A 20,011-nucleotide genomic window follows, 5' to 3' on the forward strand; every position below is an offset into this window, starting at 1 on the left:
CATTGCCGGGTTTTTTGTTAATAGTCGATACCGATTTGCGCTTTCACGCCGGCATCAAAGGCGTGTTTGACCGGGCGTAACTCGCTGACCGTATCCGCCATCTCCAGAATATCCCGATGACAGCCGCGCCCGGTGACAATCACCGTCTGGTGCGTCGGACGGTTGTTCAGCGCATCAATGACCTCCTGCAAGGGCAGGTAGTCGTAGGCCACCATGTAGGTGATCTCATCGAGCAGCACCATGTTGAGCGACGGATCTGCCAGCATGCGTTTAGCCTGCTCCCAGACCGCCAGACAGGCGGCGGTGTCGGTGTCGCGGTTCTGGGTGTCCCAGGTAAAACCGGTCGCCATAACCTGAAATTCCACTCCGTGAGGCTCAAGCAAATTACGCTCGCCGTTCGGCCACTCGCCTTTGATGAACTGGATCACGCCCACCTTTTGTCCGTGACCGACGGCGCGGGTCGCCGTGCCAAAGGCCGCAGTGGTTTTGCCCTTACCGTTGCCGGTGAAGACAATAATAATCCCGCGCTCATCCTGTGCCGCGGCAACGCGGGCATCGACCTGCTCTTTCAGGCGCTGCTGGCGCTGCTGATGACGTTCATCACTCATTGCGATATTCCTGGTTTACGGCCGGGTTGGGCATCAAAGGTCATGCCGGTTTTCCGGCGGCTGTCGTCGCCCATCAGCCATAGATAGAGCGGCATGATATCGGCAGGGGTTTTTAGTTTTAGCGGATCTTCCGTCGGGAACGCGCTGGCGCGCATGCCGGTACGCGTGCCGCCGGGATTAATGCAGTTGACGCGCAGATGGCGGCTCTGATACTCCTCCGCCAGCACCTGCATCATCCCTTCGGTAGCAAATTTCGAGGCAGCATAGGCGCCCCAGTTGGCACGTCCCTGGCGTCCGACGCTGGAAGAGGTGAACACCAGCGAGCCGGAATCTGACTGCAGTAATAAAGGAAGCAGTGCCTGGGTGAGGAAAAAGGTACCGTTGACGTTGACCTGCATCACCTGCTGCCAGATCTCAGGGGTCTGCTCATCCATCGGGCGCACTTCCCCGAGGAAGCCTGCATTGTGCAATACCCCATCCAGACGGGGATAGTCTTCGGCGATACGCCGGGCCAGCTGCTGACACTCCTCTGGGGTGCAGGTTAACAGGTCGAGCGTATAGGCGTGCGTCGGAGCGCCACCCTCGCTGGCGATTGCCTGAGCAACGTCGCGCAGTTTTTCTTCATTACGGCCCAACAGAATAACGTGCGCGCCATGGCGGGCGTAAGTCAGCGCCGCCTCACGGCCAATACCGTCGCTGGCACCGGTGACCAGGATGATACGGTTTTGCAGTAGATCTTTTTTGGGTTGATAGTGCAAGGTCACTCCTCTGGCGCGCGTTGGCGCGGCCCATGCTGTGCGGTCTCTTTTCGGCTTTATGCCCGAAAGCGCGCCTGATTACAATCAGTCTACCGGTGAGTTCGCTGTAAAATTAACAATTTGCAAATATTTCATTCATAAATAAACATTCCTGAAGACGCCTCGCAAGGGTATCGTCAGGTGCGAGACGCCTGGCGGAGGCTGTTGTACACTGGGTGAGAAAACAAGTGGTTAAACCAAGGTGGACGCGTGGAATTACTTTCTGAATACGGTTTATTTCTGGCCAAAATTGCAACGGTCGTGATTGCCATTGCGGTGATTGCAGTGCTGATTGTCAACCTGACGCAGCGCAAACGTCAGCGCGGCGAGTTGCGGATTACCCGGTTAAGCGAGCAGTACACGGAGATGCAGGAAGAGATGTCGGTGGCCTTGCTCGACCCGCATCAGCAAAAACTGTGGCATAAGGCGCAGAAGAAAAAGCACAAGCTTGACGCGAAAGCCGCAAAGCAGAAAGCAAAGCTGGAGCAGCGCCCGGAAGCGGTAAAACCGCGGGTCTACGTGCTGGATTTTAAAGGCAGTATGGATGCGCATGAGGTCTCCTCCCTGCGCGAAGAGATCACCGCCGTGCTGGCGGTGGCCAGAGCCGAAGACCAGGTGGTCCTGCGTCTCGAAAGCCCCGGCGGGGTGGTGCACGGCTACGGGCTTGCCTCCTCGCAGCTGCAGCGCCTGCGTGACAAACAGATCCCGCTGACGGTAGCGGTCGATAAGGTTGCCGCCAGCGGTGGCTACATGATGGCCTGTGTGGCCGATAAAATCGTCGCCGCGCCTTTCTCTATTATTGGTTCGATTGGCGTAGTGGCGCAGATCCCGAACTTCAATCGTTTCCTGAAAAACAAAGATATTGACGTTGAGTTGCACACGGCGGGGCAGTATAAGCGCACCCTGACGCTGCTCGGCGAAAATACCGAAGAGGGACGGCAGAAGTTCCGCGAAGATCTGAATGACACCCATCAGCTGTTTAAAAGCTTCGTGCACCAGATGCGCCCGTCGCTTGATATCGAGCAGGTGGCGACCGGCGAACACTGGTATGGCACCCAGGCACTGGAGAAGGGGCTGGTGGATCAGGTGGGGACCAGCGACGATCTGCTGCTGGGGCTGATGGAGGGCCGCGAGCTGGTAGGCGTGCGCTACACCCGCAAGAAAAAGCTGATGGATCGCTTTACCAACAGCGCTGCGGAGAGCGCGGACCGACTGCTGCTCCGCTGGCTACAGCGTGGGCAAAAACCCCTGCTGTAAAGAAAAACGCGAGGCCAGTGCCTCGCGTTTTGCTTCAATCGACCAGGTGGTACTTATCCGAGAGCGCGTGGGCCAGGTATTTAAACATGTTGAACACCGCCGTGCTGCGTGGGGTAGGTAACCCCTGCTCATCGAGAAAATAATCGCCGCTGAACACCAGCACACCGTTACGTTGTTCCACACCTGTGGCTTCGATCCCTGCCAGGGTGTCTTCATGTTCACGAATGAGTTTATTTGCTTCGGCAAGCAAGGTTACGCGGTCAATGGGTTGGGTAGTTTGCTGCATTATCCCCTCCTTAAACAGTGACATTAGTCTACGCCGCCGCGGTCCCGGGAGCAAATTTTCCCCGTTTTCAGGCATGCTGAGCAAGACGGACAGCGCTGGCGTGATTTGCTTTTGCATGCTAATAAAGTTGCGTAACGGATTTTATCAGGTAGAGTGTGCGCTTTCGTCATTCTGGCAATAGATTTGCTTGACATTCGACCTAAATCTCGTCGTGCAGTCACACCGGAGCGAGAAAAAGCCCGTAAACTCAACCACCTGGCCGAAGTCGTTTTTAGCGGCTGGACCGAAAGGGGGTTGATATCCACTAATGACGTCGTTATATAGATGTCTCGTCGGCAGTGGAAGGTGAACTCACGCGACGTATTCCTGGAAGAAACAAATTAGGTAAAGGTGAATATGGGTAAAGCTCTCGTTATCGTTGAGTCCCCGGCAAAAGCCAAAACGATCAATAAGTATCTGGGTAGTGACTACGTGGTTAAGTCCAGCGTCGGTCATATCCGCGATCTGCCGACCAGTGGCTCAGCCAAGAAGAGCGCCGACTCTACCTCCACCAAAGGGGCCAAAAAGCCTAAAAAGGATGAACGTAGCGCGCTCGTAAATCGCATGGGGGTTAACCCGTGGGATAGCTGGCAGGCACAGTATGAAGTGCTGCCGGGTAAAGAGAAAGTCGTCTCCGAGCTGAAACAGCTGGCGGAAAAAGCCGACCATATCTATCTCGCAACCGACCTTGACCGCGAAGGGGAGGCCATTGCATGGCACCTGCGGGAAGTGATCGGGGGAGATGACACCCGCTACAGCCGCGTGGTGTTTAACGAAATTACCAAAAACGCGATCCGTCAGGCTTTTGAAAAGCCGGGCGAGCTGAATATCGATCGTGTTAACGCTCAGCAGGCGCGCCGCTTTATGGACCGCGTCGTGGGTTACATGGTTTCTCCACTGCTGTGGAAAAAGATTGCTCGTGGCCTCTCAGCAGGCCGCGTACAGTCGGTAGCCGTGCGTCTGGTGGTTGAACGTGAACGCGAAATCAAAGCGTTTGTGCCAGAAGAGTTCTGGGAAATCGACGCCAGCGTAACCACGCCGGGTGGCGATACTTTACCGTTGGAAGTGTCGCACCAGAACGACAAACCATTCCGTCCTGAAAACCGCGAACAGACTATGGCCGCGGTCGCGTTGCTGGAGAAAGCACGCTATCAGGTGCTGGATCGTGAAGACAAACCGACCAGCAGCAAGCCGGGCGCGCCGTTTATCACCTCCACGCTGCAGCAGGCGGCAAGTACCCGTCTGGGTTACGGCGTGAAGAAAACCATGATGATGGCGCAGCGTCTGTACGAAGCGGGCCATATTACCTATATGCGTACTGACTCTACCAACCTGAGCCAGGACGCGGTAAACATGGTGCGTGATTACATTGGCGATAACTTCGGTAAGAAGTATCTGCCAGAGAGCGCCAACCAGTACAACAGCAAAGAGAACTCGCAGGAAGCGCACGAAGCAATTCGTCCTTCTGACGTGGCTGTTCTGGCGGAATCCCTGAAGGATATGGAAGCCGATGCGCAGAAACTGTATCAGCTGATCTGGCGCCAGTTTGTCGCCTGTCAGATGACGCCAGCGCAATACGACTCCACCACGCTCACCGTCGGTGCGGGTGATTTCCGCCTGAAGGCACGTGGACGTATTCTGCGTTTCGATGGCTGGACCAAAGTCATGCCTGCGCTGCGTAAGGGCGATGAAGATAAAACTCTGCCAGCGGTCAACGCCGGGGATGAACTCTCCCTGGTTGAGCTGACCCCGGCCCAGCACTTCACCAAGCCACCGGCACGCTTCAGCGAAGCTTCTCTGGTGAAGGAGCTGGAAAAACGCGGTATCGGTCGCCCGTCCACCTATGCGTCGATCATTTCGACCATCCAGGATCGTGGCTATGTGCGTACGGAAAACCGCCGTTTTTATGCCGAGAAAATGGGTGAAATCGTCACCGATCGCCTGGAAGCTAATTTCCGCGAGCTGATGAACTACGACTTCACCGCGCAGATGGAAAACAGCCTTGACCAGGTTGCTAACCACGAAGCCGAGTGGAAGAAGGTGCTCGACAGCTTCTTCGGCGACTTCACCAACCAGCTGGAAAAAGCCGAGAAAGACCCTGAAGAGGGTGGCATGCAGCCGAACCAGATGGTGCTGACCAGCATTGACTGTCCGACCTGCGGCCGCAAGATGGGGATCCGTACCGCCACCACCGGCGTGTTCCTCGGCTGCTCAGGCTATGCCTTATCGCCGAAAGAGCGCTGCAAAACCACCATCAACCTGGTGCCGGAAAACGAAGTGCTGAACGTGCTGGAAGGTGACGATGCGGAAACAAACGCATTACGCGCCAAGCGCCGCTGTAATAAGTGCGGCACAGCGATGGACAGCTACCTGATCGATCCAAAACGTAAGCTGCACGTGTGTGGTAACAACCCGACCTGCGACGGCTACGAAATCGAAGAGGGCGAGTTCCGCATTAAGGGCTATGACGGTCCGATCGTCGAATGTGAAAAATGTGGTTCTGAAATGCACCTGAAGATGGGGCGTTTTGGTAAGTACATGGCTTGCACCAACGACGACTGTAAAAACACCCGTAAGATCCTGCGTAACGGTGAAGTGGCACCGCCGAAGGAAGATCCGGTTCCATTGCCGGAGCTGCCGTGCGAGAAGTCTGACGCCTACTTCGTCCTGCGTGACGGTGCGGCGGGCGTCTTCCTGGCGGCCAACACCTTCCCGAAATCACGTGAAACCCGTGCGCCGCTGGTGGAGGAGCTGTACCGCTTCCGCGACCGCCTGGCAGAGAAGCTGCGCTATCTGGCTGATGCGCCGCAGCAGGATCCCGACGGGAATAAAACGGTGGTGCGTTTTAGCCGTAAAACCAAGCAGCAGTATGTTGCTTCTGAGAAAGACGGTAAAGCGACCGGCTGGTCAGCATTTTATGTTGACGGAAAATGGGTTGAAGGTAAGAAATAAGCCTTAATTACCGTAACTTACCTGTGAAAGGGCCGGACATCCGGCCCTTTTTTGTTGCCTGGTTATTATTTTTTGTTACGGGCTATACAGCAATGATATAAATGATATAGTGGTTATAGTTAACCCTTTTCTTATTATCAAATCGTCTTAAGCGATTGCCCGTGTGCGCTCAATCGGATGGTCCGGCATGAAACTACAGCAGCTTCGCTATATCGTTGAGGTGGTCAACCACAACCTTAACGTCTCTTCGACCGCAGAAGGTCTTTATACCTCGCAACCCGGCATCAGTAAGCAGGTCCGTATGCTTGAAGATGAGCTGGGCATCCAGATTTTCGCCCGCAGCGGTAAACACCTTACCCAGGTAACACCGGCGGGGCAGGAGATCATCCGTATCGCCCGCGAAGTGCTGTCCAAGGTCGATGCCATTAAATCTGTAGCAGGTGAGCACACCTGGCCTGATAAAGGCTCGCTGTATATCGCTACCACCCACACTCAGGCGCGCTACGCTCTGCCTGGCGTGATCAAAGGCTTTATTGAGCGTTATCCTCGCGTTTCGTTGCATATGCATCAGGGCTCGCCGACGCAGATTGCCGAAGCGGTCTCGAAGGGCAATGCGGATTTTGCTATCGCCACCGAAGCCCTGCATCTATACGATGACCTGGTCATGCTGCCTTGCTATCACTGGAATCGCTCGATTGTCGTGACCCCGGAACATCCGCTAGCGGCCAAAACCTCGGTGTCAATCGAAGAACTTGCCCAGTATCCGCTGGTGACCTACACCTTTGGCTTTACCGGCCGTTCGGAGCTGGACACCGCATTTAATCGCGCAGGGTTAACCCCACGGATCGTCTTTACCGCTACCGATGCCGACGTGATCAAAACCTACGTGCGGCTGGGGCTGGGAGTCGGGGTAATTGCCAGCATGGCGGTAGATCCGGTTGCCGATCCTGACCTGGTGCGCCTGGATACCCAGGGGGTGTTCGGCCACAGCACCACCAAAATTGGTTTCCGCCGCAGCACCTTCCTGCGTAGCTATATGTATGATTTCATTCAGCGATTCGCACCACATTTGACCCGCGATGTGGTGGATACCGCAGTGGCGCTGCGTTCCAACGAAGACATCGAAGCGATGTTTAAAGATATTAAGCTGCCAGAAAAATAATACCCTGCGGTATCTTTCCTGCGGGAAAGATACCGCTATCCCCGTATTAATCTGAATTAGAATCCCTCTCTTTAACCCTTTCATTTATCCCAGTAACCATAACGTTACCGCGCTTTTTTTCCGACTCTGTTACAAAAAGGCAACTAAAATAGAAAATAAATAGCCGCTACGCAAATTCCCCGTTTCATTTATATCTATCCGCTCAAAAGATTAAATATTTAACCCTATACGATTCGTAAATTCGCTGGATTTTCAACTAAAGTTTCTTTAGGATTTATCTCAGTGATGATTACTTATACCAATTGTTTGGTAGCCAAATGATAAGCAAAGTCGATTGTACGAGGTTAGCAATGCCGTCAGGACGTCATGAGCCGCAGCGGGATCCAGGGCTCAAGCGCAAAGCCTGGTTGGCGGTATTTCTCGGTTCCACGCTGTTCTGGGTGGTGGTGGCGTTACTGGTCTGGAAATTCTGGGGTTAACTATGACGGTACAGGGGCGCAGTGAAGCAGTGAAACCTATGTGTCAGCAACGTGACACTCGCCGCAAAGTCCGTAAAGAAGTGACTGAACACACGCCGGCTTCCTGGACGCTGTCACCGCAGCAGCAAGCCTTCATTGATTCGTTCGCAGAAGACGAAAACAAAAAACAATAATTCTGCCGTTCAGGCATAGTGCATTAATAATCCGGTGCGCTTTTGTACTCTTTAATAAATACACTTCAGCAATACCGAACTGAGCCAGACTCAGCCGTAAACAAATAAATAAAGACGGGTGTCACAATGATGAATAATATATCCGGAGTCAAATACTGGTCGTGGATCGCCGCGTTCTCCCTGTCGATTCTCTTCTGGTACCAGCTTATCTCGCTCTCCCTACACTGAAAAATAAAGCCTCGCGAAAGCGGGGCTTTTTGTTTTTGACCTCTCCATTCCTCTGTAAATTTGTCCATTTGGGTTGTTATCAAATCGTTACGGTGACGATGTGTTATCTTTAATTACGGCCCTGAGAAAGGTCAGGGTATCGCAATCCCGGTAATTAAGGAGGAGCTTATGTCGTTAACCTTACGCGAAGCCAGTAAGGACACACTGCAGGCCGAGAACAAAACCTATCACTACTACAGCCTGCCGCTGGCCGCCAGGGAACTTGGGGACATCGCCCGTTTACCCAAGTCGCTTAAAGTGTTACTGGAAAACCTCCTGCGCTGGCAGGATGACGTCTCTGTTACCGCCGAGGACATCCACGCTCTCGCCGGGTGGCTGCAAAATGCCCATGCTGACCGGGAGATAGCCTATCGGCCAGCCAGGGTCCTGATGCAGGACTTTACTGGCGTCCCGGCGGTGGTCGATCTGGCGGCGATGCGCGAGGCGGTTAAACGTCTTGGCGGCGATACCGCCAAAGTAAACCCGCTTTCCCCTGTGGATCTGGTGATTGACCACTCTGTGACCGTCGACCACTTTGGTGATGATGAGGCGTTTGAAGAGAACGTGCGTCTGGAGATGGAGCGTAACCACGAGCGCTATGTCTTTTTAAAGTGGGGCCAGCAGGCTTTCAGCCGCTTCAGCGTTGTTCCACCCGGCACCGGCATCTGCCATCAGGTCAACCTCGAATACCTCGGCAAGGCGGTGTGGAGTGAGCTGCAGGATAAAGAGTGGGTGGCCTATCCGGATACGCTGGTCGGTACCGACTCGCACACCACCATGATCAACGGTCTGGGCGTGCTGGGCTGGGGGGTAGGGGGTATCGAAGCGGAGGCCGCTATGCTTGGCCAGCCGGTATCCATGCTGATCCCTGATGTGGTCGGCTTTAAGCTGACCGGCAAACTGCGCGAAGGCATCACCGCCACCGATCTGGTGCTCACTGTCACCCAGATGCTGCGTAAGCACGGCGTGGTGGGCAAATTTGTTGAATTCTACGGTGACGGTCTCGACTCGCTGCCGCTGGCTGACCGGGCCACCATCGCCAACATGGCCCCAGAATATGGCGCGACCTGTGGCTTCTTCCCGATTGACGGTGTGACGCTGGAGTATATGCGTCTCAGCGGACGCAGCAGCGAACAGGTCGAGCTGGTAGAAGTCTATGCCAAAGCGCAAGGGATGTGGCGTAATGCGGGTGATGAACCGGTGTTCACCAGCACCCTTGAACTGGATATGGGCGAAGTGGAAGCCAGCCTCGCCGGCCCGAAACGTCCCCAGGATCGGGTTGCCCTGCCGGATGTGCCGAAGGCGTTTGCCGCCAGCAATGAGCTGGAGGTTAACACCGCGCAGAAAGATCGCCGCCCCATTGATTACGTTATGAACGGTCACCCGTACCAGCTCCCGGATGGTGCGGTGGTGATCGCGGCTATTACCTCCTGCACCAACACCTCTAACCCCAGCGTGCTGATGGCTGCCGGGCTGCTGGCAAAAAAAGCCGTCACGCTTGGCCTGAAACGCCAGCCATGGGTCAAAGCCTCGCTCGCCCCGGGTTCCAAAGTGGTCTCCGATTATCTGGCTCAGGCGCGGCTCACGCCATACCTGGATGAGCTGGGCTTTAACCTGGTCGGCTATGGGTGTACCACCTGTATCGGCAACTCCGGGCCGCTGCCGGATCCTATCGAGACGGCGATCAAGCAGGGTGACCTGACGGTCGGGGCGGTGCTCTCGGGCAACCGGAACTTTGAAGGCCGCATCCATCCGCTGGTGAAAACGAACTGGCTGGCGTCACCGCCACTGGTGGTGGCCTATGCCCTGGCCGGAAACATGAATATCAACCTCGCAACCGAGCCGCTGGGGCACGATCGCAAAGGGGATCCGGTTTATCTGAAAGATATCTGGCCGTCAGCGCAGGAGATCGCCCTCGCGGTGGAAAAAGTCTCCACCGACATGTTCCGCAAGGAGTATGCCGAAGTGTTCGAAGGCACGGCGGAGTGGAAAACCATTGAGGTGGCGCGCTCGGATACCTACAGCTGGCAGGATGATTCCACCTACATCCGCCTGTCGCCATTCTTTGATGAGATGTTAGCGGAACCCAAACCGCTGGAAGATATCCACGGCGCGCGGGTGCTGGCCATCCTCGGCGACTCGGTGACCACCGACCACATCTCCCCGGCGGGGAGCATTAAAGCGGACAGCCCGGCCGGGCGGTATCTGCAGAGCCGTGGCGTGGAGCGACGTGACTTCAACTCCTACGGCTCGCGTCGTGGTAACCATGAGGTGATGATGCGCGGCACCTTCGCCAATATCCGCATCCGCAACGAAATGGTTCCCGGCGTTGAAGGCGGTATGACCCGCCATCTGCCAGGCACGGAAGTGGTCTCGATTTACGATGCTGCAATGAAGTATCAGCAGGAAGGCACGCCGCTGGCGGTGATCGCCGGGAAAGAGTACGGTTCTGGCTCGAGCCGCGACTGGGCAGCAAAAGGCCCACGGCTGCTGGGCGTGCGCGTGGTGATCGCTGAGTCGTTTGAACGTATCCACCGTTCAAATCTGATCGGCATGGGGATTTTACCGCTGGAGTTCCCGCAGGGGACATCGCGTAAAACGCTGGGGCTGACCGGGGAGGAGCGCATTGATATTGCGGATCTGCAAAGTCTGACGCCAGGCGCCACCGTACCGGTCAAACTGACGCGTGCGGATGGGCAAACCGAGGTCGTGAACTGTCGCTGTCGAATTGATACTGCTACAGAACTTACCTACTACCAGAACGACGGCATTCTGCACTATGTGATTCGCAATATGCTGAATTAATACGCTGTAACCAGCCCGGCACGCATTGCGTTGCCGGGCTATTCGTTTTACTCGCTAAGCAGATGCCCAAGCTTCGCTGCTTTGGTATCGAGATAGTGCTCGTTGTTTGGATTACGGCCTACGATCAGCGGCACACGTTCAACGATGTTGATTCCGGCTTCGGTGAGGATCTCGACCTTACGCGGGTTGTTGGTCAGGAGACGCACTTCGTCCACACCCAGCAGCTTGAACATATCGGCGCACAGGGTGAAATCACGCTCGTCGGCAGCAAAGCCTAACTGGTGGTTCGCTTCCACGGTATCGTACCCCTGATCCTGCAGGGCATAGGCGCGGATCTTGTTCAGCAGGCCGATATTACGACCTTCCTGACGGTGATACAGCAGAATGCCGCGGCCTTCTTCCGCAATGTGCGATAGGGCGGCTTCCAGTTGAAAACCACAATCGCAGCGCAGGCTAAACAGGGCGTCACCCGTTAAACACTCGGAATGAACGCGCGCGAGGACTGGCGTCTGCCCGGAGGTATCCCCGAACACTAACGCAACGTGATCCTGCCCGGTTGCCAGTTCTTCAAAACCCACCATCAGGAAATCGCCCCAGGGGGTTGGCAGATTAGCTTCTGCCACACGTTTAAGCTGCATGTGATTCTCCAGAAAATGCTGACACGCCTTGTGTCTGTTGCCTGTTTGGCTGTCGGTATTGTCTTATTTTGCCACAAGCTTCACAGGTTCACCTAATCACCGCCGGCTTAACGAACGTTAAACGCACAATCCGACATTTTTACGCAGCTCTGTTTTTTCAGTTATGATTGTGGGGCTTATCGAAAAAAGGAGACAACATGCTTTCAATTGCCCGCCGTACGGCTGTTGGCGCCGGGATATTGCTCATCATGCCTGTGGCTGTCTGGATCTCAGGCTGGCAGTGGCAGCCTGGCGCGAATAGCGGATGGTTGAAGGCGCTGTTCTGGATCACGGAGACGGTCACCCAACCCTGGGGCATCATTACCCACACGCTGCTGTGCGGCTGGTTTTTGTGGTGTCTGCGCTTTCGTCTACGGGCGGCCATTATGCTCTTTGCCATTCTTGCCGGCGTGATCCTTATCGGACAGGGGCTAAAATCCCTGGTGAAAGATCGGGTTCAGGAGCCGCGTCCGTTTGTCGTCTGGCTGGAAAAAACTCACCATGTCCCGGTCAACGACTTCTACAATTTAAAGCGTAAAGACCGCGGTATTCTGGTGAAAGAACAGCTTACTGAACAGCAGGCTGTGCCGACATTTTTACGCAAGCACTGGCAAAAAGAGACCGGATTTGCCTTCCCGTCCGGACACACCATGTTTGCCGCCAGCTGGGCATTGCTGGGGGTAGGGCTGCTGTGGCCGCGTCGACGCACGTTGACCATCGCGTTTCTGCTGACCTGGGCGACGGGCGTCATGGCGAGCCGTCTGCTGCTCGGCATGCACTGGCCGCGGGACCTGGTGGTCGCCACCTTGATGTCGTGGCTGCTGATCACCTTCGCCACCTGGCTTGCTCAGCGCGTCTGTGGCCCACTCACACCACCGGTAGAAGAGAAGCGGGAAATAGCCGACAGAGACCAGGAAAGCTGACTGCGGTTGAAATTCTCATATTTAGCCGCAGATCTAAGCGTGGCGCGATGCTTTTTCCGTTTCGCGCCCGTCCTGAAAATGGTAGTTTATAAGGCTGGCTACGCTATGGTGAACACTCTTTATTCGCTCAAACCACATAACGGGAAGTAATGTGAAATATTTACTCATTTTCTTACTGGTGTTGGCGATTTTCGTCATTTCCGTCACATTGGGTGCGCAAAACGATCAACAGGTAACCTTTAATTATCTGCTGGCGCAAGGCGAATATCGGATTTCCAGCCTGCTGGCTGTGCTCTTTGCGGCAGGGTTTGCGATCGGCTGGCTTATTTGCGGCCTGTTCTGGCTGAAAGTTCGCGTATCACTGGCCCGTGCCGAACGTAAAATTAAACGTCTTGAATACCAAATTGCGCCCCCGACCGACGTTCCGGTAAGTTCAGGTGTGCCGGTAGCGAAGGAATAATCGAAGATGCTGGAGTTGTTGTTTCTGCTTTTGCCTGTAGCCGCAGCCTATGGCTGGTATATGGGCCGCAGAAGTGCGCAACAAACAAAACAGGATGAAGCTAACCGCCTTTCACGCGACTATGTGACCGGGGTTAACTTCCTTCTGAGCAACCAACAGGATAAAGCGGTCGACCTGTTCCTTGAGATGTTAAAAGAGGATACCGGCACCGTTGAAGCCCATCTTACCCTCGGCAATCTGTTCCGCTCTCGTGGCGAAGTCGACCGCGCCATCCGCATCCACCAGACCTTAATGGAAAGCGCCTCATTAACCTATGAGCAGCGTCTGCTGGCCGTACAACAGCTGGGTCGCGATTATATGGCGGCAGGGTTGTACGATCGCGCCGAAGAGATGTTCAACCAGCTGGTGGATGAAACCGATTTTCGCATCAGCGCCCTGCAACAACTCCTGCAGATTTACCAGGCCACCAGCGAATGGCAGAAAGCGATCGACGTAGCAGAACGTCTGGTGAAGCTGGGTAAAGACAAACAGCGCGTTGAGATTGCCCATTTTTACTGCGAGCTGGCCTTGCAGCAGATGGGCAATGAAGATATGGATAAAGCCATGGCGCTTCTGCGCAAGGGCGCTGCCGCCGATCGCAGCAGCGCGCGCGTCTCCATCATGATGGGGCGCGTCTACATGGCGAAAGGGGATTATCAGAAAGCGGTAGAAAGCCTGCTGCGGGTTATCGATCAGGATAAAGAGCTGGTCAGCGAAACCCTTGAGATGCTGCAAACCTGCTATCAGCAGTTGGGGATGGCCGAAGAGTGGGTGGCCTTCCTGCGCCGCTGCGTGGAAGAGAACACCGGGGCGTATGCGGAGCTGATGCTGGCCGATGTCGTCCAGGAGCACGAAGGCAGTGACACGGCGCAGGTCTACATTACCCGCCAGCTGCAGCGTCATCCCACCATGCGCGTTTTCCACAAGCTGATGGATTACCACCTGCACGATGCCGAAGAGGGTCGCGCCAAAGAGAGCCTGATGGCGCTGCGCGACATGGTTGGCGAGCAGATCCGCAGCAAGCCGCGCTATCGCTGTCAGAAGTGTGGTTTCACCGCCTATACGCTGTACTGGCACTGTCCGTCTTGCCGCGCCTGGTCCACCATCAAGCCGATTCGCGGCCTCGATGGGCAGTAATCTTTAAAAAAAAGCCCATTTTAGTTACAACATACTTCTTGGTCGATTTCAGTTTGACCGGTGCGCGCTTTGGCCCGGCAGGACGGAAAATGGAGCCTGTTAATTTCAGCGAAGCACAGGTAGAATGCACGCCGTTTAACATTCCCGCGCCGATGCGGCGCCCATCGACGAGAAGGTCCGGTCATGACGTCTGTAGCTCCCTCTTCTTCCCGCGCAGTTACTGAATCTCCTGTTGTTGTCGCTCTGGATTACAACAATCGCGATAACGCGCTTGCGTTCGTTGATCGTATTGACCCGCGCGAATGCCGCCTGAAAATCGGCAAAGAAATGTTCACGCTCTTTGGCCCACAAATTGTGCGCGACATGCAGCAGCGCGGTTTTGATGTCTTTCTGGATCTGAAATTTCACGATATCCCTAACACCACGGCCCATGCGGTTGCCGCGGCGGCCGAGCTGGGCGTCTGGATGGTGAACGTCCATGCTTCAGGCGGGGCGCGAATGATGACCGCTGCCCGCGAGGCCCTGCAGCCCTTTGGCAAAGACGCGCCGTTACTGATTGCTGTCACCGTGCTGACCAGCATGGAAGCCAGCGACCTGCTGGATCTCGGCGTGACACTGTCACCGGCAGAGCATGCCGAGCGTCTGGCGCGCCTTACGCAAAACTGCGGGCTGGATGGCGTGGTGTGCTCAGCGCAGGAAGCGGTGCGCTTCAAAAGCGTCATCGGCCAGGACTTTAAGCTGGTCACTCCCGGCATTCGCCCTCAGGGAAGCGACGCCGGCGATCAGCGCCGCATTATGACCCCGGAGCAGGCGCTGGCGGCGGGCGTGGACTATATGGTTATTGGTCGTCCGGTAACCCAGTCTGCGGATCCGGCCCAAACCCTGAAAGACATCAACGCATCACTTCGCAAGGGGGCGTAATGCGCGATACCAACAGTCGCCTGGTCTATTCAACTAACACCGGGCGCATCGATGAACCGAAAGCGGTCGCTGAGCGCCCAAAAGGTGACGGCATTGTCCGCATTCAGCGCCAGACCAGCGGACGTAAAGGGAAGGGCGTATGCCTGGTGACCGGCATTGATGCCGACGATGCCACCCTGGCCTCCATTGCCGCCGAACTGAAGAAAAAGTGCGGCTGTGGCGGGGCGGTCAAGGATGGCGTAATTGAAATCCAGGGCGACAAGCGAGATCTGATTAAATCCCTGTTGGAAGCCAAAGGGATGAAAGTTAAATTAGCGGGCGGTTAACGCGGCTCAGAAACAATTAAGCCACGGCCTGAGCCGTGGCTTAATATTCTTATATTCAGCTTAGACCAGAAACAACATGGTCTTATAACTGACTGCGGTGGCAATCAGTATTTATTTATTTGCTCACTTCATGACCGATAATACCACCCACCGCGGCACCACCTAAGGTCCCCAGGGCACTACCATCAGTTAAGACTGAACCACCGATTGCACCGGCACCGGCACCAATCGCAGTGTTACGACTCTGTTTGCTCATGCCGGAGCATGCACTCAGTGATAACGCCAGCGTGACAGCCAGCATAGCAGCGGATAATTTTTTGCTGTTAATAGACATAACTCGTTCTCCTGAAATAGTGATCCACGGAATTAACTCTGCTTAAATAAGTGTAAAACTATTAAGCCAGTTTTCCATGAAACTGTTCGCGCAGGCGTTACAAAATCACGCAGGTGATAGTCACTTCCTGTTATATCGCTAACATTAATTCTACGTCTTTATCCCTGATCCAACAGGTAAATAGTCTTAAAGGAATGGTCAGAATAATCTCAGAGCGGTAGGACAAAGGAAAACGCCCGACGAGGCGGGCGCAGAGGTGGGTTCAGGCAGGTTTTTTGACGATATCGACGATCAGCCCGTCGTGCTGCAACGTCTCGCTGTGAGCCGCTTTGATGCCTTCATCGGTGATCACCCGGCTAAAGCGGGAGACAGGGCCCATGGTGTAGGGATGCACCGCGCCGAACTTGGTGCTGTCGGTGAGCACAATGGCTTCCCCGCCTTTCTCCAGCACCGCGTTCACCACGTCCGAACGCATCATATCCCGTCCGGTAAAGCCGGTTTCCGGCTGCCAGCCATCGATGCCGATAAAAGCCTTGCTGAAATGAACCTGCTGAACATACTGGCGCGTCAGCGGGCCAACCATACTTTCACTTTTTTTCTGATAGATGCCGCCCAACAGGATCACTTCGCTGCGCGTCTCTTTCAGGAGATGAGCAATGTAGCTGCTCACCGTCACGATGGTGACTTCCTCTTTCTGCTCGGCCAGGGTACGTGCCAGCAGGGCGTTACAGCTGCCGTTCTCGATAAACACCGTTTCGCCGTTATTGACCAGAGAAGCGGCAAACTCCGCCAGCTCACGTTTCAGGGCGTAATTGTTCATCATGCGCGTTTCGACATCTTCGCTGTCGAGCGGCACGGCATAGCCATGCGCGCGGCGCAGATAACTCATTTTTTCCAGAAGATTAAGGTCCTGGCGGATGGTGACTTCAGACACGCCGGTACTTTTAGCCAGATCGACGACGCTCACACGTCCTGTGTCGATCACCATCTGTAATATTATTTGTTGTCGGGAATTCATAGCATCCATATTAAAACGGCCGAGCCGTTAGTTGAAAACTGACATAACCACGCGAGCTGCTGTGACCCTTAAACTTCCCACGGCGATTTAGGCTGTGCCGTGTCGGCATTTTTCTGCGCGCCCGCCTGGGCCAGTAATTCTGATTTTAATATCTCGAGATTACGCAGAGCAGAGTTCACATCACCTGCAACCAGAATATCCAGCACAGTATCAATACGTTGGGCAACTTTTAGTGCATCGATATCAGACATAATCTCATCCCTAAATGAAAAGTGAATAAATTCAATGATGCAGAAATTGAAGGCAAAAGAGAAGGGAAAAAGTGTGCTAACGAAAGTACATTAATAGTAGTGATATATTCCTACTTCTTTATGCAGGGAACTTAGGTAGTGCATTAGTCTAATTCTGCGCGCAAGGCGCTTTTTTCTATGAGGAATTGGACTATGACAATTATCAATCAGGCTACCTGTAAACTGTTTACTGATTCTGTACGATTCACCCAACTCGCAGCTTACTATGAAGAGGAAAGACGCACCGTGTGGATGATGCTGCGAGCGCAGCCACGCCCATGCTTCAATCATGCCCTGATTGAGGAGATCATGAACCTGTCCTGGCTGGTAAGGCAGTCCGGGTTCGAGGTCGATTTTTGGGTAACCGGATCGCTGGTGCCGGATATGTACAACACCGGCGGCGATCTGCGCTTTTTTGTTGAGTGCATTGAGAATGGTCGGCGAGAAGCGCTTCGGGCGTATGCCCGCGCCTGTGTGGACTGTGTTCACGCTGCGTCGCGTGGCTTCGATACCGGGGCGATTACTCTGTCGATGGTGGAGGGCAGTGCGCTTGGCGGCGGGTTTGAGGCCGCGCTGGCGCACCACTTCTTACTGGCACAGCGGGATGCGCGTTTAGGCTTCCCGGAGATCGCCTTTAACCTTTTCCCCGGCATGGGAGGCTACTCGCTGGTGGCACGCCGTTCCGGCATGAAACTGGCAGAGGAGCTGATCTACAAAGGGGAGTCACACACGGCGGAGTGGTATCAGCAGCAGGGGCTGGTGGACGTGCTGTTCGAACCCGGTCAGGGCTACGTGGCGGCACGGACCTTCATCGACACGTTACAACCAAAGATGAACGGCGTCAGAGCCATGCTTCGCGCCCGTCAGCGGGTGTTGCAACTGCCGCGCAGTGAGTTGATGGACATCACGGAAGACTGGGTGGACGCCGCATTCTGCCTGCAGGCGAAGGACGTAGCCTATATGCAGCGGCTGGTTCAGCTTCAGGATCGCCACACCGCATCAGGCCTGCGTAAAGCCAGCTAGCGCGCGTTGCGTGCCTGGTAACGTTTAAACCATCGCTCGAATGCGACAGCGGGCATGGGCTTAGCAAAGAGAAAACCCTGTCGTTCGTTGACGCCATTCTTTGTCAGAAAGGCGTCTTCTTTTGCGCTCTCCACCCCTTCGGCAATCACCTGCAAATTCAGCGCCTGGGCGACGGCAACAATCGCGCGTACCAGCGACTGCGACACCGACTGCTTATGGATATCCCGGACAAAAGCCTGATCGAGCTTAATGGCATCGATGGGGAAGCGGGCCAGCTGCGACAGCGACGAATAACCGGTGCCGAAATCGTCGAGATGGATCTGTGCCCCCAGCTTGCTGAACTGCTGGATAACCGACAGTGCCAGCTCTTCGTTCTCAATCAGGCAGCTTTCTGTTAGCTCCACATCCACCGGGCAATACTCAAAGTTAAGATCTTTCAACGCCTGTTTGAGATCGCTGAAGATGGTCTGATCCGCCAGCTGACGAGCCGATACGTTGACCGCCACGCGCAGGTTGATACCTTTATCGCGCCATTTCGCGATCTGGCGCACCACATCCAGCATGACCCAACGACCCAGGGGCACGATGAGCCCCGATTCCTCGGCGTAGGAGATAAACTCCAGCGGCGGGATCAGCCCGCGCTCCGGCGACTGCCAGCGAACCAGCGCTTCGAGAGTTTTCACCTCGCCCCGCCAGGTGATTTTCGGCTGGTAGTGGATCACCAGCTGGTCGTTATCCAGCGCCTTGCGCAGATTCGTATCCAGCCACAGGTATTCAAAGACGCGCTGATTCATCTCGGGCGAGAAGACGCAAAACGTGCCGCGCCCGTTCTCTTTGGCGGTGTACATGGCGGTATCGGCATTGCGGATCACGCTTTCACGGTCGGTCCCGTGCTGCGGGGCGAGGGAGATACCCAGCGAACAGCCGGAATAGACTTCGATTAAGCCAATACGGAAGGGCTGGCGCAGCCGGGTCAGGATCCGCGAGGCCATGGCTTCCAGCGCGCCCTGCGAGGTGCCGGTGGCCAGCACGATGAACTCATCGCCACCCAGACGGGCCAGTACCTGGCCATCTTCCAGGCAGCTGAGGATCGCCAGCGCCACGGCCTGTAAGAGCTGATCGCCGAACATATGCCCGTAGGCGTCATTCACTTTTTTGAAATTATCGAGGTCGAGATAGACCACGCCCACCTGAGTATCGCCGCGCGTGTCGATGGCTTCGCTGATCATATCGTGGATGGCGTTACGGTTTGGCAGGCCGGTGATGGTATCGGTATTGGCGAGTACCCGGAGTCGCTCCTGGGCGCGGCGCTCTTCAGTGATATCCGTGCCGGAACAGATAAGAAAAATTTCATTTTTGCCGCTGCCGCTGTGCACAAATTTATTACGAAACAGAAACAGGCGTTGCCCTTTGCGGGTTTTAATCCAGCGCTCCACTTCATAGGAGCTTCCGTCCCGGAAAAAACCGCTGATATTGCGGCGGGAGGCAGCGGCTTCGCTGCGGCTCATAAACAGCTTGAAAACGTTCTGGCCAATGACTTCATGCTCTTTCATCCCGGTATATTCTTCGCTCAGGCGGTTAAAGCGTTGAATATTGCCGTGCCGGTCGAGGATGACGATGACCGAGTTGGCCTCAGAAACTACCTGTTCGGCAAAGGAGAGACCCTGCGCCAGGTCGCGTGCGACAGCGGAGGTATCATGCCAGGCGGAGGCGGTACCGGCCCACTCTTTTTTATTGATTTTACGGCCCACCAGGTGCACAGGTACCTCGGTACCGTACAGGGAGAGCGTCATGGTTATGCTGGAGGTGATCACCGTCATCTGGCGGATATGGCTGGCCTGCTCATCGGAGAGCGCAACAACTTGCGTCGTATCGGCGCTTTCACTGGCCGCAAGATGAAGAGCATTGCTGTCCGCCGCCAGCCGCCACCAGGGACTGTGGGTGCCCATGTAACGAAACAGCAAATTTTGCTCCAGATCGTCAATCATGCTCTCTCCCAGGCGCACTTAATTGCACAGATTGTGCATTTCCAGTCGGT

At 55.2% G+C, this 20,011-nt stretch carries 21 protein-coding genes; 13 read left to right on the forward strand and 8 right to left on the reverse strand.

Features of this window, described 5'->3' with window-relative positions:
* Positions 1-17: 17 nt before the first annotated feature.
* Both cobO and V7Q49_RS03320 read right to left on the reverse strand, forming a co-directional pair.
* On the reverse strand, positions 18-608 hold the full coding sequence (cobO, locus tag V7Q49_RS03315) for a cob(I)yrinic acid a,c-diamide adenosyltransferase (protein ID WP_333849308.1): 591 nt from the start codon (positions 606-608) through the stop codon (positions 18-20).
* Positions 605-1,366, reverse strand: a complete 762-nt coding sequence (locus tag V7Q49_RS03320) for a YciK family oxidoreductase (protein WP_333849309.1) — start codon at positions 1,364-1,366, stop codon at positions 605-607. Before V7Q49_RS03320 ends, cobO begins: the two co-directional genes overlap by 4 nt.
* Positions 1,367-1,615: 249 nt before the next feature.
* Between V7Q49_RS03320 and sohB the strand changes: the two genes are divergently transcribed.
* The gene (gene sohB / locus V7Q49_RS03325) at positions 1,616-2,662 is read left to right on the forward strand and encodes a protease SohB (protein ID WP_333849310.1); all 1,047 of its coding nucleotides are present in this window, start codon (positions 1,616-1,618) and stop codon (positions 2,660-2,662) included.
* A gap of 34 nt (positions 2,663-2,696) precedes the next feature.
* On the opposite strand, the gene V7Q49_RS03330 is transcribed toward sohB, so the two are convergent.
* Entirely contained in the window at positions 2,697-2,948 is a 252-nt protein-coding gene (locus V7Q49_RS03330) for a YciN family protein (protein WP_333849311.1), read from the reverse strand.
* 396 nt (positions 2,949-3,344) lie between these two features.
* On the opposite strand from V7Q49_RS03330, the gene topA reads away from it, so the two are divergent.
* From topA to acnA, 6 genes are all read left to right on the forward strand, one after another.
* Complete coding sequence (gene topA / locus V7Q49_RS03335) at positions 3,345-5,939, forward strand: type I DNA topoisomerase (RefSeq protein WP_333849312.1); 2,595 nt, start codon at positions 3,345-3,347, stop codon at positions 5,937-5,939.
* A gap of 187 nt (positions 5,940-6,126) precedes the next feature.
* Positions 6,127-7,101: an HTH-type transcriptional regulator CysB gene (cysB, locus tag V7Q49_RS03340; protein WP_032611190.1), complete on the forward strand. Its 975-nt coding sequence runs from the start codon at positions 6,127-6,129 to the stop codon at positions 7,099-7,101.
* Between the two features lie 317 nt (positions 7,102-7,418).
* Positions 7,419-7,580 carry a YmiA family putative membrane protein gene (locus tag V7Q49_RS03345; protein ID WP_333849313.1) on the forward strand — a complete coding sequence of 54 codons (162 nt, stop codon included), beginning with the start codon at positions 7,419-7,421 and terminating at the stop codon, positions 7,578-7,580.
* A gap of 2 nt (positions 7,581-7,582) precedes the next feature.
* Entirely contained in the window at positions 7,583-7,753 is a 171-nt protein-coding gene (locus V7Q49_RS03350) for a hypothetical protein (RefSeq protein WP_333849314.1), read from the forward strand.
* Positions 7,754-7,879: 126 nt separating this feature from the next.
* Positions 7,880-7,981, forward strand: coding sequence for a small membrane protein YmiC (gene ymiC / locus V7Q49_RS03355; protein WP_442913054.1), 102 nt, complete (start codon positions 7,880-7,882; stop codon positions 7,979-7,981).
* A 168-nt stretch (positions 7,982-8,149) separates the two neighbouring features.
* Entirely contained in the window at positions 8,150-10,825 is a 2,676-nt protein-coding gene (acnA, locus tag V7Q49_RS03360; protein ID WP_333849315.1) for an aconitate hydratase AcnA, read from the forward strand.
* Between the two features lie 47 nt (positions 10,826-10,872).
* Here the strand turns inward: acnA and ribA are convergent, their stop codons facing one another.
* Positions 10,873-11,463, reverse strand: a complete 591-nt coding sequence (gene ribA / locus V7Q49_RS03365; protein WP_106993149.1) for a GTP cyclohydrolase II — start codon at positions 11,461-11,463, stop codon at positions 10,873-10,875.
* Between the two features lie 197 nt (positions 11,464-11,660).
* Here ribA and pgpB point away from each other — a divergent pair, with 197 nt between their 5' ends.
* The 5 genes from pgpB (at position 11,661) to yciH (ending at position 15,308) form a co-directional block, all read left to right on the forward strand.
* Entirely contained in the window at positions 11,661-12,425 is a 765-nt protein-coding gene (pgpB, locus tag V7Q49_RS03370) for a phosphatidylglycerophosphatase B (RefSeq protein WP_333849316.1), read from the forward strand.
* Between the two features lie 151 nt (positions 12,426-12,576).
* Positions 12,577-12,885 carry a LapA family protein gene (locus V7Q49_RS03375; protein WP_032611172.1) on the forward strand — a complete coding sequence of 103 codons (309 nt, stop codon included), beginning with the start codon at positions 12,577-12,579 and terminating at the stop codon, positions 12,883-12,885.
* Between the two features lie 6 nt (positions 12,886-12,891).
* Positions 12,892-14,061, forward strand: coding sequence for a lipopolysaccharide assembly protein LapB (gene lapB, locus V7Q49_RS03380; RefSeq protein ID WP_333849317.1), 1,170 nt, complete (start codon positions 12,892-12,894; stop codon positions 14,059-14,061).
* A gap of 183 nt (positions 14,062-14,244) precedes the next feature.
* Positions 14,245-14,982, forward strand: a complete 738-nt coding sequence (gene pyrF / locus V7Q49_RS03385; RefSeq protein ID WP_333849318.1) for an orotidine-5'-phosphate decarboxylase — start codon at positions 14,245-14,247, stop codon at positions 14,980-14,982.
* Positions 14,982-15,308: a stress response translation initiation inhibitor YciH gene (yciH, locus tag V7Q49_RS03390; protein WP_333849319.1), complete on the forward strand. Its 327-nt coding sequence runs from the start codon at positions 14,982-14,984 to the stop codon at positions 15,306-15,308. Before pyrF ends, yciH begins: the two co-directional genes overlap by 1 nt.
* A gap of 115 nt (positions 15,309-15,423) precedes the next feature.
* On the opposite strand, the gene osmB is transcribed toward yciH, so the two are convergent.
* The 3 genes from osmB to yciZ form a co-directional block, all read right to left on the reverse strand.
* The gene (gene osmB / locus V7Q49_RS03395; protein WP_032611163.1) at positions 15,424-15,642 is read right to left on the reverse strand and encodes an osmotically-inducible lipoprotein OsmB; all 219 of its coding nucleotides are present in this window, start codon (positions 15,640-15,642) and stop codon (positions 15,424-15,426) included.
* A 262-nt stretch (positions 15,643-15,904) separates the two neighbouring features.
* Positions 15,905-16,660, reverse strand: a complete 756-nt coding sequence (gene yciT, locus V7Q49_RS03400; protein ID WP_333849321.1) for a DNA-binding transcriptional regulator YciT — start codon at positions 16,658-16,660, stop codon at positions 15,905-15,907.
* Between the two features lie 68 nt (positions 16,661-16,728).
* On the reverse strand, positions 16,729-16,911 hold the full coding sequence (gene yciZ / locus V7Q49_RS03405) for a protein YciZ/DeoL (RefSeq protein WP_333849322.1): 183 nt from the start codon (positions 16,909-16,911) through the stop codon (positions 16,729-16,731).
* A 192-nt stretch (positions 16,912-17,103) separates the two neighbouring features.
* On the opposite strand from yciZ, the gene V7Q49_RS03410 reads away from it, so the two are divergent.
* A complete protein-coding gene (locus V7Q49_RS03410) occupies positions 17,104-17,973 on the forward strand; it encodes a crotonase/enoyl-CoA hydratase family protein (protein ID WP_333849323.1) in 870 nt (289 codons plus the stop codon).
* On the opposite strand, the gene pdeR is transcribed toward V7Q49_RS03410, so the two are convergent.
* Positions 17,970-19,961, reverse strand: a complete 1,992-nt coding sequence (gene pdeR, locus V7Q49_RS03415; RefSeq protein WP_333849324.1) for a cyclic di-GMP phosphodiesterase — start codon at positions 19,959-19,961, stop codon at positions 17,970-17,972. The two genes, V7Q49_RS03410 and pdeR, sit on opposite strands and share 4 nt — an antisense overlap.
* Positions 19,962-20,011 lie beyond the last annotated feature (50 nt).

Source organism: Leclercia sp. (assembly GCF_036780805.1).
In the GTDB taxonomy this organism is placed as follows: domain Bacteria; phylum Pseudomonadota; class Gammaproteobacteria; order Enterobacterales; family Enterobacteriaceae; genus Enterobacter.